Raw genomic sequence first — 15,364 nt, 5'->3', positions numbered from 1 at the left:
CGGATAATGAGACACGGTGGACCGCGGGCGCCGTGTCACGGCCCGGACGGGGCCCCGGCCCCGGCGACCACGGCTCGCAGCAGCAGCGCGACACCGTGGGCGAAAGAGTCGCCCTCCGCGTCGGTCAGCAAGGGGCCGGCCTGGGCCAGGGCGGGCAGGTCGACCACCGGTATCGCGGCCCGCCGCAGACGTCGGGCCGCCGCCGCGGCCGGCGCGGCGTGCTGGTCCAGCAGCTCGCCCACCAGCAGGTGCCAGCAGCTGCGGTAGGCGAGCGCGGCCGCGGACACGTCGAGCCCGGCCGCGAGCAGATCGGCCAGGTTCGCCTCGTCGAAGGCGAGCGACTCCGCGGCGACATACTGCCCGGTGACCAGCACGTAGGGCACCCAGGGCCAGTCGGCGAGCAGGTCGTGCGCCCCGACCAGGCGGGCCGCGACCCGTTCCAGTGGCGTCCGGCCCGGCACGGCGACCGGCAGGCCCGACGCGACGCTCGCGAGCATCGCGGTCAGCAGCGCGTCCCGGTCGGCGATGTGCCGGTACAGCGAGGTCGTCGCGGTGTTCAGCTCCACCGCGACGGCCCGCATGGTGAGCCCGTCCAGACCGTCGCGGGCGACGACGCGCAGGGCGGCGTCGACAACCACCTGCCGGGTCAGGCCCCGCCGCGGCCGCCGGTGGCCGTAGCGACCGAGCCCCGCGGACGGGCGCGCAGGCGGCTCCGCTTGGGCGAGATGCTCGGCGCCGGACTCCGCGGAGCCCGCGATGTCGCCGTCCTCTCCCGGTGCCCCCACGTGACCATCGTCGCACGCCGACCTGTCAACCCAGGCCGGATACAACTAAGGTCTTCCTTAAGCGAATGGTCTATGCATAAGGTGACCCTTAGCTGCCCGCCGGCTGGGTGGCACGGGCCCCCGGGAGAAGACCTCGATGAACGTTGCTCTCAACCGTCGCGCGTTCGGGCGTGCCGGCCTGCTCGCCGTCGGCGCCCTCACGGCGCCGGCACTGCTCGCGGCCTGCGGCGACGACGCCCCCGCCGCACCAGGCACGGGCACGGGCGCGGCGGGGGCGACAGCGGCCCCGCGCCGCGGCGGGAAACTGCGGGCCGCGTTCGCGAGCAGTCCGGCCGACACCCTGGACATCGTGAAAGGCCACGACGTGCTGGGCTCGGTGCGCGGCCTCGCGGTGTACGAACGCCTCGGCGACGCCCACCCGGACGGCTCGGTCACCCCGCGCCTGTTCGAGAGCCTGACGCCCAACGCCGACGCGACCGTCTGGACGCTGAAGCTGAAGCCGGGGATCACCTTCTCCGATGGCAGGCCGTTGACGACGGCCGACGTGCTGGCCAGCTTCGCGACGTTCACCGGCACCGAGAGCGGCGCCGCGATCGCCGCGTTCGACCCGAAGGCGAGCAAGGCGACGGACGCGCGCACCGCGACCGTCGCGCTGACCGCCCCCGTGTACGACCTGCCGGCCCGGGTGAGCGGCGTCGTCCTGGTGATCATGCCGGAGGGCAAGCCGGCGTCCCAGCTCGGTGACGTCGTCGGCAGCGGGCCCTACGAGATCGCCTCGTTCGTGCCCGGCCAGCGCACGGTCCTGCGCAGGCGCGCCGACTACTGGGACGGCGACGCCCGGGGCTACCTGGACGAGATCGAGCTGGTGGCCGCGCCGGACGCGAAGTCGCGGCTGTCCGCGCTGCGGGCGGGCCAGGTGGACTGGGCCGACGACATCGCCTACCTGGACGCCTCGACCCTGCGGGAGGACCGCGCGATCACGATCCACCGCGGCGCGGCCGAGCAGGGCCTGGCCTGGTTCCTGAACATGGCGGCGCCGCCGTTCGACGACGAGCGCGTCCGGCAGGCCCTGCGGTACTCGGTGGACCGCCAGAAGCTCGTCGACACCACGCTGTTCGGATTCGGCTCCGTCGGCAACGACCTGTGGGGCAAGGGCCTGCCGAACTACAACGGCTCGATCCCGCAGCGGCCGCACGACCCGGCGAAGGCGAAATCGCTCCTGCAGGAGGCCGGGGTGGCCACCCCGGTCAAGGCCACCCTGCTGACCTCGCCCATCGGCCCGGGTCTCGTCGAGGCGACCCAGCTCCTCGCCGACCAGGCCCGCGAGGTCGGCTTCGACATCAAGGTCGAGGTCGTCCCGCCGGACGTCTACTTCGCCCAGCCCGAGGAGTGGGCGAAGGCGTCGGGCGTGGCGTTCGCCCAGGTCGGCGCGTTCACCGACATGGCCCCGCTGGTCTACCTGTCCGACGGCCCGTTCAACTTCGGCTGGCGCAAGCCCGACTGGGACGCCGGGTTCGCCGACGGAGTGGGCGAGCTCGACGCCGCGAAGCGCAAAGCGACGTTCGACAGCCTGCAGAAGCAGCTCTGGGATTCCGGCTCCGACCTCGTGTGGGGGTTCGCGCCGAGGCTCGTCGCCGCCGCGCCGTCCGTCGGGGGCGTCGACTCCAGTCCCAACTTCGGCATCCCGGACCTGGTCTTCATCCACCGCACGGGGTGAGCACTCCGCCGGCCGGGTCGCGAGCGGTGRCCGGCCGCGTGCCGTCGCCCGTCCGGCGGCTGGCCGGGGCCTTCGCCGTCGTCCTCGGGGTGTCCGTCGTGACCTTCGCCGCGATGTCCGCGCTGCCCGGTGACAACGTGCGCGCCCGCCTGGGTCCCTACGCCACGGAACAGCAACTCCATGCGGAGCATGTCCGGCTGGGACTCGACCACCCGGTCTGGGAGCGGTACCTGCGGTGGATCTCCGGGCTGGCGCACGGCGACCTGGGCCGGTCCCAGGTGAACGACCTGCCGGTGGACACCCTGCTGTCGCGGCCGATGGTGAACAGCCTGACGCTGGCGGCCGTCGCCCTGGCCGCGGTGCTGCTGACCGGCACGCTGGCCGGCGTGACCGCGGGCCTGCGGCCCGGCGGGGCCGTGGACCGGCTGCTGCTCATGTTCTCGCTCACGGTGTCGGCCGTTCCGGCCTTCGTCACCGGTTCCCTGCTCGTGCTGCTGTTCGCCGTCAACCTGCGTTGGCTGCCCGCGCTCGCGCTGGTCGATCCCACCCGCCCGGCCATCCTCCAGCCACGGCTGCTGGTGCTGCCCGCGACCGCCCTGACGCTCAGCTCCTTCGCCTACGTGACGCGCCTGGTCCGCGCGAGCGTGCTCGACGCCGCCGCCATGCCCTGGGCGCTCGCGGCCCGCCTGCGCGGCATCCCGCACCGGCGGGTCGTCGCCCGGCACATCCTCCCGGCGGCGCTGCCCGTGCTGTGCCAGGCCGGGGCATTGACCATGATCGCGATGGTCACGAACGTCGTCGTCGTCGAGATAGTGTTCGGCTATCCGGGGGTGGGCAACGTGCTGCAGACCGCCGTCTCGCAGCGGGACGTCCCGGTCATCCAGGCGGTGACGATCGTGGTGGCCGCGTTCGTGGTCACGGTGAGCGCCCTCGCCGACGGCGCCGTCCGGCTCCTGCTCCCCCGCGCCCGGACGGCCACGTGAGCGGGCCCTCCGCCGCGTCCGGCACCGGGCCGGCGACCGAGACCGCCCTGCCCGGCGAAGCGACCGGGGCCGCGTCAGAGCCGGGTGGCCGCGGCTGCCGTGGGCTCCCTGGACGCCAGCACCTGCGCGGACGCACCGGACTGGTGATCGGTCTGCTCGTCCTCGGCGTACCGGTGCTGACGACTCTCATCGGTGTCTTCGTCCACCCCTACCCGACGACCGCCAGCGTCTCCGGCCCGCTCGCCGGGCCGAGCGGGGCGCACCCGCTCGGGACCGACCTGCTGGGCCGGGACGTGCTCTCCCGCATGCTCGTCGGCGGCCGGAGCCTGCTGCTCATCACGGTCCTCGCGGTCGCCTCCGCCCAGCTGATCGCCGTCAGCACGGGCCTGCTCGCGGGCTGGCTCGGCCGGGGCGGCGCGCGGGCCGTGCTGGCGGTGTTCGACGTCATCCTCGCCGTCCCCGCGGTGCTGGTCCTGGCCGCGGCGGCGAGCGCGCTGGGCGTGGGTGGCCTCGCCGCCTTCGCCGCGATCGTCGTCGTCCTCACGCCGCCCACCGCGCGGGTCATCTACGCGGCGACCCGCGCGCTCGTCACGGAGCCCTACGTCGAGGCGGCGGTCCTGTGCGGGACGCCGACCCGCCAGATCCTCGTCCGCGACCTGCTTCCCAACCTCCGGACGATCATCTTCGCGGACGCCGGCACGCGGATGGTCGAGGCCATCATCATCATCAGCGCGGCCGGGTTCCTGGGCTTCGGCCCCCAGCCGCCCACTCCGGACTGGGGCCAGATGATCAACGAGAACGGCGGGGGCATCACGGTCGCGCCCTGGTGCGTGCTGGCCCCGGCCCTCGCGATCACGCTGCTGGCGGTGGGCACGAACCTGATCAGCGACTGGCTGGTCGCCCACTCCGACGGGACGAACCGGGAATGACCACCAGAACGGCCGGCGCACCGGACGTCGGCAAGGCCCCCGAGGGCCCCGAGGAGCCCGCCACGGACGTCGTCGTGACCGACCTGAGCGTCGCCGCGGCCGGCGGGCGCGCGGTCCTCGACGGCGCCTCCTGTGACCTGCCTGCCGGTGGGACCCTCGCGGTCATCGGCACCTCCGGCGCGGGCAAGACCACGTTCGCGCTCGCCCTGCTGGGCCACCTCGGGCCGGGCCTGACCCGGACGTCGGGCGGCGTGACGATCGGTGGGGTCGACGTGTTCGCCCCGCGCGCGTCCCGCGCGCGGGAGCTGCGCCGCCGCCGGGTGCGCTACCTGCCGCAGGATCCGGCGGCCTCGCTCACCCCGACCATGCGCGTCTCGGCGCTGCTGACGGAGATGATCCGCCTCGTCGGCCGGGGGGCGGACGTGCGGGCGAGGGCCGCCGCGGCGTTGCGCGCGGTCGGGCTGCCCGACGATCGGGCCTTCCTCGCGCGGTATCCCCACCAGCTCTCCGGCGGGCAGCGCCAGCGGCTGCTGCTCGCGCTCGCGCTGACCGGCGAGCCGGACGTGCTGGTCCTCGACGAGCCGACGGCGAACGTGGACCCCGACCAGGCGGCCGCCCTGCTGGCCCTGATCGAGCAGCGGCGGGCGGTGCGTTCGTTCTCGCTCGTGCTGGTCAGCCATGACCTGGCGGCTGTGGCCGAGCTGCCGGGCGTGCCCGAGCTCGTCGTGCTGGACGCCGGGCGGATCGTGGAGCGGGGAGCGCCCCGCGACGTCCTCGACCGGCCGCGCACCGGCCCGACCCGGGCGCTGAGTGCCGCCAGCCGGCGGCTGAGCCACGCACCGGCACCAGCACCGGCACAGCAGCCACCGGCACAGGCGTCGCCGCGGGCGGCCGGGGCCGAGCCTGCCCCGGGCCCCGGCCCTGCCGCTGCCCCCTCCCCCTCCCTCTCCCCCGAGCCCGGCGCGGTGGCGCTGCGCGTCGCCGGGCTGCGGGTCTCCACCGGGGCCGCGCGCCGCCGGGCCGAGGTGCTGCGCGGTGTCGACCTGACCGTGCGACGGGGTGAGTGCGTCGGCGTCGTCGGTGTCTCCGGCACCGGGAAGACGACCCTGGCCCGCGCCGTCATCGGCCTGCACCCGTGGGACGACGGGACCGTGGAACTCGACGGAGTGCCGCTGGCACCCTCGGCGACGGATCGCCCACCGCCGCAGCGCCGCCGGATCGGCTACGTCTTCCAGGACCCGTACACGTCCCTCAACCCGCGTCGTCCGGTCGGCGAGGCGGTGACCCGCGCCTACGCCCTCGCCGCGGGCGACGCGCGGGAGGCGGGGGAACCGGAGGGACCGGAGGAGTCGGGCGGTGAAGTCGCCGCGCTGCTCGCGGAGCTGGGGCTCGCCCCGGAGCTGGCGGCCCGCCGCCCCGGGCGACTCTCCGGCGGCCAACGCCAGCGGTTCGCCCTGGCCCGGGCCCTGGCCACGGCTCCGGACCTGCTGATCTGTGACGAGGTGACGTCGGCGCTGGATCCCGTGTCGGCCGGCGCGATCTGCGGGTTGGTCCGCGGCCTGGTCACCGAGCGCGGTCTCGCCGCCGTGTTCATCAGCCACGACCGGGGCGCCGTCAGCGCGGTGGCCGACCACGTCCGGGAGCTGCGGGGCGGGCTGCTCGCCGCCCCGCCGCCCGGGGCCTGACCGCGGCCCCGCCGCTCAGCCGTTCGCCCCCGTCGGCAGCTGGCTGCCGCCGGGCGCGGGGATCGCGGGCCCCCCGGGTACCGCCGCGCCCGCCGGGCCGTCGGCCGCCGCGGCGCGGGGGGCCGTCGGTACCGGTCGGACCAGCAGCAGCACCGCGACACCCGCCACCAGCGCGGCGGCCCCGCTGATCAGGAAGACCCGATCGAGCCCGTCGGCGTACGCGGCGTGCAGGGCCTGGTCGACCGCGGCGCGCGCGGCCGCGGGCACGCGCGCGATGATCTCCGGCGCGCCGCCGCCGGACAGCGCGCTGGCGGTGGCCTGCGGGTCGTCGAACTGGCCGCTGTCGCTGAGCGTGGCCCGTGCCTGCCCGGCCAGGGCCGTGCCGAAGACGGGAACGCCGACCGCGAACCCGAGCTGGCGGAACGTGTTCATCGCGCCGTTGGCCATGCCCGCGCGCTCGGGGGGCGCCGTGGTGAGCGCGGCGGAGGCGAGGACCGGCGAGGCCAGCCCCACCCCGACACCGGTGACGATCAGTCCGGCCAGCAGCGCGGTCCATCCCGACGACGGTGCGATGACCATGTCGAGCAGCGTCCCGGCTCCCACGAACAGCAGGCCGGCCCCGATCGAGATCCTCGGCGGGACTCCGTGCAGCAGCCGGCCGCCGGCCCCGGCGACCACGAACGACATCCCCGCCAGCGGGGTGAGCACCAGACCGGCCTTCACCGGGTCGAAGTCGAGGACGGTCTGCGCCCACACCGACACGAACACCAGGTTGGCGAACGCCGCCCCGGTCAGGACGAAGCCGCCGAGCATGAGCGCGGAGAACGACGGGCCGCGGAACAGCCGCGGGTCGAGCATCGGCGCGCGCCGGCCGCGTTCCACCAGGACGAAGACCACCAGAGCCACGGCGGCGCCGATGAGGCACCCGAGGGTGACGAAATCCGACCAGCCCTGGTCACCGGCCTCGATGAGGCCGTAAATGAGCAGGGAGACCCCGAGCGTGAACGTGACGGTGCCGGGGATGTCGATGCGGCCGCTCGCCCGGTCCCGCGACTCCGTGACGGCACGCAGGGCGATGACGATGGCGACCGCGGCCACCGGCAGGTTGACCAGGAAGATGGCCCGCCAGCTGATGTGCTCGGTGAGCAGGCCGCCGACGATGGGGCCCAGCGCCGCGGCGGCGCCGTTGACCGCGCCCCACACCCCGAAGGCCACACCGAGGTCACGGCCGCGGTAGGTGGCGCTGAGCAGGGCGGCGTTGGTCGCGAACATGGCCGCGGCACCGAGCCCCTGCATGCCCCGGGCGGCGATCAGGAAGCCGATGTTCGGAGCCAACCCGCAGGCGAGCGAGGCCGCCGCGAAGACGACCAGCCCGAGGAGGAAGATCCGGCGGCGGCCGAAGAGGTCGGACGCCGAGCCGATCGCCATCAGCAGGGCGGCGAGCACCAGGACGTAGATGTCGACGGTCCACTGCAGATCGGTGAACGAGGAGTCGAGCGCGTCGGCCATGGCCGGCACCGCCACGCTGACGATCGTGACGTCGAGGAGCAGCATGAAGGTGCTCAGGGAGACCGTGAGCAGGGGTAGCCATTTACGCATGGGGAGCCGTTCTCGGGAGGGGCGAGGCGGCGCTCGGGCGTCGACCCGACGCGTCCCGCCGGCGGTAGCGGGAGTGACCTCGGGTTTCCTAGTGGCCCGCGGCCGGGTGGGGAAGACGGGCAAGCGCGGCCTCGCCGGTGGGTGCGGTGCCAGGCGCCAGGCGCCAGCCCTCGGCTCCGCGGCGCCGCTGCCAGAAGGCGGCGTACCGGCCGCCGGTCCCGATGAGCTGGGTATGGGTTCCGGACTCGACGACGAGGCCCCGCTCCAGGACGAGGATCTGGTCGGCCGCCATCACCGTCCCCAGCCGGTGCGCGATCACGAGCAGCGTGCGGTTGTTCGCCAGCGCGGCCAGTGCCTGCGCGACGGCCTGCTCGTTCTCCGGGTCCAGCGCGGACGTCGCCTCGTCGAGCAGCACGATCGGAGCGTCCTTGAGGATCGCGCGGGCGATGGACACCCGCTGGCGCTCGCCGCCGGACAGGGCGCTGCCGCCCTCCCCGACCCGGGTGTCCCAGCCCTCGGGCAGCCGCGCGACGATCTCGTCGACCCGGGCCAGCCGCGCGGCCTCGCGCACCTGCTCGGCGCTCGCCCCGGAACGTCCGACCCGGATGTTGTCCTCGATGCTGCCCTCGAACAGGTAGACGTCCTGGAAGACCACGGAGATCAGCGACGTCAGCTCGTCGGGGTCGATCTCCCGGACGTCGACCCCGCCGATCCGCACGGCTCCCGAGTCGGTGTCCCAGAAGCGCGCGATGAGCCGGGTGACCGTGGTCTTGCCGGAGCCCGACGGGCCCACCAGCGCGGTCATCGTGCCCTCGGCCAGCCAGGCGGACGCCCCGGAGAGCACGCGGCGGCCCTCGTAGCCGAACACGACGTTGTCGAGCTCGATGCCGGTGCCCTCGGGGTGCCGGGGGGCCGCCGGGGTTGGCAGCGTCGGTAGGGCGAGCAGGTTCTCGATGCGCTCGAGGGCGCGGCTGGCCTTCTGCAGCTCGGCGCCCAGCGCCGCGGCCTCCGCGACGGGTTCGATGAACCTGGCCGCCAGGGCGAGCACCGCGAGCAGCGTGGGCGCGTCGAGCGAGCCGTCGAGCGCGAGGTAGGTGCCGAGGATGATGACCACGGTGAACGCGGCCTGGACCGCGACCGCGAAGCCGATCAGCCCCGGCACGGCCACGCTCAGCTGCCGGTGCCCGGCCGCCCGCTGCCGTTCCAGGGCCTCGTCGAGCGCCCGGGCGGCGGGCCCGGTCGCACCGCGGCCGAACACCCGCAGCACCCGCTGGGCTCGGGCGAACTCGAGCACCCGCCCGCCGGCGTCCACCTGGGCGGCGTCGCTGGCGGCGTCGGCCTGGTGGGCGAGCCGGGTGCTCCAGCGGTAGACCAGCGCGAGCATCGGGACGGTGAGCGTGGCGGCGAGCGCGAGCCGCCAGTCGAAGACGTACATCAGCGCGACGACGACACCGGGGGTCACGAATCCGGTCAGCAGCGGCCGCAGCAGGTGCGCGAACACGCCCATGACGTCCATGACGTCCCGCGTGGCGAGCTGGTTGACCGCCGCCGTCCGGTCAGCCGAGAACCAGCCGAGCGGGAGGCCGGCGACCCGGTCGCCGATGCGGTGGTGCACGGTGCGCGAGAGGCCGGCACCCGCGTCGGCGCTGGCCAGCAGGCCCACCCGGTGCGCGAACCCGTACCCCGCCGTCGTCGCGACGAGGGCCAGGATCCACGGCCAGACGTCATCCGGGTTGTCGCCGAGCAGCGCGCGCAGGATCGGCACCAGCAGCACGAAGGCCGCGCCCTGCAGGACGGCCGCGCCGACGAGCCAGCCGAGCAGGCTCCGCAGCTCGCCCCGGTGCTCCGGGCCGAGCAGTGTGAACAGCCTCCGGATCACCGGGCCTCCTCCGTTCCGGTCAGCGCGCCCGCGGCACCGCGAACGCCGGCAGGTCCCGGGGCAGGGCCGGGACGTGCGTGCGGGTCGGCGGCGCGCTCGTGCGCCGCCCACATCCGGGCGTAGACGCCGCCCGCCGCGACCAGCTCGGCGTGGGTGCCCCGCTCGGCGATCGCGCCGTCGTCGAGAACGACGATCTGGTCGGCGGCGACGATCGTCGCCAGCCGGTGGGCGATGACGAGCACCGTCTTCTCCCTGGTCAGTTCGGAGAGAGCGTCCTGGATGTCGGCCTCGGCCTCGGGGTCGGTGAACACCGTCGCCTCGTCCAGGACGATCACGGGGGTGTCCGCGAGCAGGGCGCGGGCGATCGCGACCCGCTGCGCCTCACCGCCGGAGAGCTGGCCGTCCTCACCGATGACGGAGTCGTAGCCCTGGGGCAGCTCACGGATGCGGCTGTCGATGCGCGCGGCCTGGGCGGCGGCGCGCACCTCGGCGAGATCGGCCTCCGGCCGGGCCAGCCGGATGTTGTCGGCGATCGAGTCACGCAGCAGGTGGGTGTCCTGGAAGACGAAGGCGACCCGGCGGTACAGCTCGTCGGGGGCGATGTCGCGCAGGTCGACGCCACCCAGCCGGATCGCGCCGCCGGTGACGTCGCCGAAGCGCGGCACCAGCGACGCGAGGGTCGACTTGCCGGAGCCCGACGCCCCGACCAGCGCGGTGATCGTCCCGGGGCGCAGGGTCAGGTCGATGCCCCGCAGGACCTCGGTCTCCCCGTCGTAGGAGAACCGGGCGTCCTCGAAGACGACGTCGTTGCCGGCCGGGACGGCGGGCTCGGCGGTGACGGGCAGCGGGGGCACGGCCAGCACGCCCGTCACGTTCGCGGCCGCCTGGTGGGCGGTGCGCATGTTGTAGATCCCGTAGCTGAGCGCGAGGATCGGCGCCGCGAGGCCGGCGCCGAGCAGCGCGAACGGCAGCAGGTCGACCGGCGCCATGTCGGCCTTCGTGACGAGCAGCGCGCCGCCGACGAGGACGGTGAGCAGCGCCACCACCGGGGAGAGCAGGATCTCCGAGATCGCGCGCAGGCCGATCGTTGAGGTGACCCAGCCCTTGAAGAAGGTCGAGTAGTCGTCGGCGGCCCGGGTGAAGCGCTCGTGCGCGCCGCGCGCCCGGCCGAAGATCTTCACGACGGCGATGCCGTCGACGAACTCGACCGTGCTGGCGCTGATGGCTCGCGTGGCCTCGTCGAAGGGCTGGAGCTGGGCGCCGACGGCCGCGAGGTTCCGCCCGTAGAAGTAGAGGCCGACGATCAGCGGAGCGAGGGTGATCAGCRCCATTCTCCAGTCGACCCAGAACAGGTAGGCCAGGGTCGTCAGCGGCACGACGGTCGCCGCAGTGATCTCCAGCCGGGAGTGCGCGACCAGGTGGTGCATGGTCGTCACGTCGTCCTGGACGGCCTTCTTGACCGTGCCGGAGTTGCGATCGGAGAACCAGCCCAGCGGCACCCGGCCGAGGTGGCTGACGATCCGCCGGCGGATGTCGAGCTGCAGCCGGTTGTCCGCGAAGTGGCTCACCCCGCCGGCCACGGCCAGCAGGACGAGCCGCGCGAACAGGGCCGCGACGCCGACCCAGGTGATCGTCCAGGCGCGCCCGTGATCGACCGGGCCGTCGTCGAGCAGGACGCGCCCCAGCTCGGCGGCGGCGATGAAGGGCACGACGCTCACGGCCGCGGAGACGGCCTGCGCCGCGGTGGCGAGCCACAGCCGGCCCCGGATGGGCCGCAGCAGCGCCGCCAGCGCTCCTCGATCTTCGTTCATGTGTCGACCTTCGCTAGATCGTCCAAGCCTTCACTGAACAGTGTGCAACAGATGTTAGACACCGTCTAATAGCTTAGGCTGACCTTAGCCGATGGATGTTCCTCGCATCAAGACGGGGCGCTCGAGCCCGGCGGTTAAGGTGACCCCATGGACCGGCCCAGCCACTCCTCACGATCGCGCCTGGCCGCCGGTCTGCCGCCGATGACGGCCGAGAAGATCGTGGACACGGCGCTGGAACTGACCCGCGGCCAGGGTCTCGACGGCTGGTCGATCCGCCAGCTGTCCGGAGCCCTGGAGGTCTGGCCCGGCGTCATCTACCACCACGTCGGCGACCGCGAGACCGTCGTCGACGCCATCACCGACCGAGTGATAGCCCTCATCCCCGTCCCGGACGCCGACCTGCCCTGGCGGGAGTGGTTCACCCGGCTGCTGCGCGAGGGCCGGGCGGTGYTGCGGGAGTTCCGCGGGGTCGCCCGGCGCGTCGTCCTGATCGGGCCGACGGTTCCCGCCGCCCTGCCCACGATCGACCGCGGCATCCAGGTACTGCAGCGCGCCGGTTTCGGCGGCGACGCGACCCTGGTCTACCGGTTCCTGCTCAACACCGCGTTCATGATGGTTGCGGCGGAGGACGACCGCGCCGAGCGGCCGGAGGCGCGCGGCAAGATGGCACAGGTCCTCAGTGACTTCCAGGACACCCCGCAGCCCGGCCTCGCCGCGGCCAGCGTCGACGCCCTCGCCCGGGCGCGCGACCCTCGGCCGCCCGCCGAGCTGGACGTCGAGTTCTTCGAGTTCACCGTGGCCCGTGCCCTCGACGGCGTCGCGACCTGGTTGGAGTCGTCGAGCGCCCCGCGATGACCGGCGACGCGCACGGCCGGAGCCGGCGGCGCCCCGGCGTCAGGTCGCCGACCCCGCGGCGAAGCCGGACTCCAGGCTCTCCTGCAGCCGGAGTGCCAGATCGGCGCGACGCAGCACCCCGAGCTTGCCGTAGGCGCGTTGCAGGTGGTTCTCGACGGTCCGGACAGACACGACCAGACGGGACGCGATCTCCCGGTTCGACAGCCCGACGGCCGCGAACGCCGCCACCTCCCGTTCCCGCGGGGTGAGCTCGGGGCCGGGAACCCCGTGCGACCTGGTCCCGCCACGCGTCGCCGCGGCACCGGCGGCGACGCTGACCTCGTCGGACGCCCAGGGCGGCAGCGGCCCCCCGCATCGGGAGACGAGATCGGCGCCGCGGACTCTCGCCAGCCGCCCGCTGCGGACCGCACCGCGCATCTGATACGCGGCGGCGGCCTGGACGGCGGCCTCGGCGGCCAGCGGCAGCAGGCACATGTCCTCGAAGCGGCGGGAGACGCCGCTCAACGCGTCGCCGTCGGCGCCGGCAAGGGCCCGGACATGAGCGGACCACGCCTGCGCCACCTCGGCGGCCCCGATCCGGGTGGCCAGGGCCTCACACCGGGCCACCACGGCGTTCGCGACGCCCAGCCGCGCGGCGAGGTGCAACGCCTCGACGGCGCGAACAATCCGCCCGGCGGCCACGAAACGGTCAGCCAGCTCCAGCGCGAGGGCGACGGCCCGCGCCCGGTCACCGGCATGCGCGTGCACGGCCGCCTCCTCGATCGCCACCCACCCGCGGGCGGTCGTGGAGCCGCCGGTCGAGGCCACCAGCGCACGGGCCTCCGCGATCGCCACCAGCGCGTCCGCGTGGGAGCCGGCCTCCGCGAGGGCACCCGCCAACTGGGCACGCGTCCAGCAACGGATGTCCGGGATGCTCGCGGCGGCGGCCGAGTCATCGGAGCGCCGCAGCAGGTCGACAGCCTCGGCGTTCCGGCCGGTCAGCCTCAGGTGGTGGGCCTCGACAAGCACGGTCAGCGGATCCCACATCACCCGGGACGGGCCGTCGGCCAGCCGGCGGCGCACCCGCCGCAGCGTCGCCGAGGCGTCGCCCATCCGTCCCAGTGCGACGCAGGCGGCCACCGTCGCCAGCCGGTGCGGCAGCCAGTGGTGATCAGCCCACCGGTCGAGTGCCGGCAGGCAGCTGTCCAGCAGCTCGAGGGCACCGGCCGCGTCACCGAGCTCGGTGCGCGCGACCGCCATGACCGGGACGGCCTCGCGCACCAGCGGTGAGTCCGCGTTCTCCCCCGCGATGGCGGACCCGACCAGCGTCAGCGCCTCCGGCAGGCGGTCCGCGAGCATCCAGACGATCGCCAGGGTGGCCGACAGCTTCGCCTCGTCCGCGGCGGGCACCGCGGAGCGGACGGCGGCGAGCAGCGCCTCGGCGTCGTCGATCCGGCCCAGCCCACCGGCCATGTTCAGCGCCCGGGTGCGGGCCAGCGCGGCCAGCTCCTCCCGGGGGGCGTGGTCACAGCCCGGCCCGAAGACGTCCTCGGCGTCCGAATGCCTGCCCTGCGAGCACAGGGCCCGGCCCAGCAGCAGCTCGATGCGGCTGCGGGAGAGGGTCGGCTCCCGCACCGCGATCGCGAGCCGGCACAGCCGTTCGGCGAACACGACGTCGCCGGTGCCCACCGCCCGTTCCGCCGCCGCGATCAGATGCGCCGGTTCGGGCATCTGACCCGCGTCGAGACGCAGCCGGACGGCCCGCAACAGGTCGGTGCGCCGACGCAGCCCCGTTTGTTCGATCGCGCCGGCCAGCCGGGCGCGCAGTCGCCGCGCGGTCAGCTCCGGCAGGGACGCGACCAGCACCTCGCTGTGCAACGGATAGAAGAGGCGCAGCTGGACACGGCGACCGACTCCTTCGGCCACGATGATCCGGCGCCGGTTGAGCGACTCGGCCGCGGCGGCGAGCTCCGCCACAACGGGCAGATCGGCCTCGAGGGGCTCGGCGAGCGCCACCATGGCGACCAGCTCGACCTCATCCGGCGCGAGGTCGGCCAGCCGAAGCCGGACCAGGTCGGAGAGCCGGCCACCGCTGCTCGCGAGACCGGACCACCGCCAGATCCCTTCCGCCTGGACCAGGGTCCCCTCAGCCAGGGCGTGACCCACCAGCTCACACAGGTAAAGGGCATTGCCCCGGGTCAGGTGGTGCAGCCTGGCCAGCGTCGACTCGTCGACGGTGCCGCCGAGCCGGGCCCGGACCATCGCGTGCACACCGCTCTCGTTGAACTCGGCCAGGTCGAAACGTTCGGCGAGCCGCTCCATCCAGAGCCTGCTGACGCCCCGGTGCTGGTTCTCACCGGAGCAGACGGCGGCGACGAGAGTGACCCGGCCGGTGGCGACCAGGTGGTGCAGCATCGCCGCCGGCTCGGAATCCAACAGGTGCGCGTCGTCGACGCCGAGCACCACCCGTCCCGCCGTGCCGGCCGCCGGCGGGAACCGAGCGGGCGCTCGGTTCCCGCCGCCCGCCTCCGGGCCTCGGCGGGTACCGGAGAATCCGTGGTCCGGGCGTGCCGCGCCCAGACCCGCCGAGCCGAACACCCGCCGCGGGCGGGCATCCGGGCCCCCCGGCCGGTGCTCCGTGTCGCGAGGCCGAAAACCCCCGGTCGGACCGCCCTCGAGCGGATCCCCGCCCAGCAGATCGAAGGTCGCCGAGAGCTCCGCCAGCAGCGAGCCGGGCAGGTCGGGATGGGTCCCGTGTGGAGCGTCGATCAGTCGGACCGGATCACCGGCTGTCGCCACCTCCGCCAGGGCGGTCCGCAGCAGCCGGGTCTTGCCCACACCGGGCTCGCCGACGAGAACGACGCTGGTTCCCCGCCGGACGGCGCCCACCACCGCGGCGAGCTCGGACGCACGGGCCGCCATCGGCCACTGCTGGTTGCTGACGGCGCGGTCCTCGCCGGGCGCCACCGGCCCCACGCCGCCGTCGGATTCTCGGGTGTCCAGGGCCAGCGAGCCAACCCGGTTCAGGAAGTCCAGTTCTTGACCGCCGGTGTTTCCCCTATGCACCGGTACACCGCGAGGTGCCCGCGATCATTGTGGCAAGCTGTCTCGACACGGTCAGAGCGGCGGCACGCCGGTTCCC

10 protein-coding genes are annotated in these 15,364 nt (G+C 74.4%); 5 read left to right on the top strand and 5 right to left on the bottom strand.

Annotated features, from left to right (window positions below):
- Positions 1-35: 35 nt before the first annotated feature.
- Positions 36-785: a TetR/AcrR family transcriptional regulator gene (locus tag BBK14_RS14705; RefSeq protein ID WP_071062900.1), complete on the bottom strand. Its 750-nt coding sequence runs from the start codon at positions 783-785 to the stop codon at positions 36-38.
- Between the two features lie 136 nt (positions 786-921).
- Between BBK14_RS14705 and BBK14_RS14700 the strand changes: the two genes are divergently transcribed.
- Genes BBK14_RS14700 through BBK14_RS14685 form a run of 4 tightly spaced genes read left to right on the top strand, consistent with a single transcriptional unit; the run spans position 922 to position 6,099 of the window.
- Positions 922-2,502 (top strand): ABC transporter substrate-binding protein, encoded by a 1,581-nt coding sequence (locus BBK14_RS14700; protein WP_071062899.1) that lies wholly within the window; start codon positions 922-924, stop codon positions 2,500-2,502.
- A gap of 38 nt (positions 2,503-2,540) precedes the next feature.
- Positions 2,541-3,485: an ABC transporter permease gene (locus BBK14_RS14695; protein WP_071062995.1), complete on the top strand. Its 945-nt coding sequence runs from the start codon at positions 2,541-2,543 to the stop codon at positions 3,483-3,485.
- Positions 3,482-4,414: an ABC transporter permease gene (locus BBK14_RS14690; RefSeq protein ID WP_083390956.1), complete on the top strand. Its 933-nt coding sequence runs from the start codon at positions 3,482-3,484 to the stop codon at positions 4,412-4,414. Before BBK14_RS14695 ends, BBK14_RS14690 begins: the two co-directional genes overlap by 4 nt.
- Positions 4,411-6,099, top strand: coding sequence for an ABC transporter ATP-binding protein (locus tag BBK14_RS14685; RefSeq protein WP_071062897.1), 1,689 nt, complete (start codon positions 4,411-4,413; stop codon positions 6,097-6,099). The genes BBK14_RS14690 and BBK14_RS14685 overlap by 4 nt, the downstream gene beginning before the upstream one ends.
- Before the next feature lie 15 nt (positions 6,100-6,114).
- On the opposite strand, the gene BBK14_RS14680 is transcribed toward BBK14_RS14685, so the two are convergent.
- The 3 genes from BBK14_RS14680 to BBK14_RS14670 form a co-directional block, all read right to left on the bottom strand.
- The gene (locus tag BBK14_RS14680; protein WP_071062895.1) at positions 6,115-7,698 is read right to left on the bottom strand and encodes an MFS transporter; all 1,584 of its coding nucleotides are present in this window, start codon (positions 7,696-7,698) and stop codon (positions 6,115-6,117) included.
- Positions 7,699-7,786: 88 nt separating this feature from the next.
- Positions 7,787-9,577, bottom strand: coding sequence for an ABC transporter ATP-binding protein (locus BBK14_RS14675; protein WP_071062893.1), 1,791 nt, complete (start codon positions 9,575-9,577; stop codon positions 7,787-7,789).
- Positions 9,574-11,388: an ABC transporter ATP-binding protein gene (locus BBK14_RS14670; protein ID WP_071062891.1), complete on the bottom strand. Its 1,815-nt coding sequence runs from the start codon at positions 11,386-11,388 to the stop codon at positions 9,574-9,576. The genes BBK14_RS14675 and BBK14_RS14670 overlap by 4 nt, the downstream gene beginning before the upstream one ends.
- Before the next feature lie 147 nt (positions 11,389-11,535).
- Here BBK14_RS14670 and BBK14_RS14665 point away from each other — a divergent pair, with 147 nt between their 5' ends.
- On the top strand, positions 11,536-12,243 hold the full coding sequence (locus BBK14_RS14665) for a TetR/AcrR family transcriptional regulator (protein ID WP_071062889.1): 708 nt from the start codon (positions 11,536-11,538) through the stop codon (positions 12,241-12,243).
- A 39-nt stretch (positions 12,244-12,282) separates the two neighbouring features.
- Here BBK14_RS14665 and BBK14_RS14660 read toward each other — a convergent pair whose 3' ends face one another.
- The gene (locus BBK14_RS14660; RefSeq protein WP_071062887.1) at positions 12,283-15,288 is read right to left on the bottom strand and encodes a helix-turn-helix transcriptional regulator; all 3,006 of its coding nucleotides are present in this window, start codon (positions 15,286-15,288) and stop codon (positions 12,283-12,285) included.
- Between the last annotated feature and the right edge of the window lie 76 nt (positions 15,289-15,364).

This window comes from Parafrankia soli (genome assembly GCF_001854695.1).
Classification (GTDB): Bacteria; Actinomycetota; Actinomycetes; order Frankiales; family Frankiaceae; genus Parafrankia; species Parafrankia soli.
The sequence above is the reverse complement of the archived record's forward strand: the minus strand, read 5'-3'. Positions and strand labels throughout refer to the sequence as shown.

What these genes read in the sequence shown, in the direction of transcription:
- BBK14_RS14700 (WP_071062899.1), top strand. Translation starts at nt 922, where the DNA reads ATGAACGTTGCTCTCAACCGTCGCGCGTTCGGGCGTGCCGGCCTGCTC.
- BBK14_RS14685 (WP_071062897.1), top strand. Translation starts at nt 4,411, where the DNA reads ATGACCACCAGAACGGCCGGCGCACCGGACGTCGGCAAGGCCCCCGAG.
- BBK14_RS14680 (WP_071062895.1), bottom strand. Translation starts at nt 7,698, where the DNA reads ATGCGTAAATGGCTACCCCTGCTCACGGTCTCCCTGAGCACCTTCATG.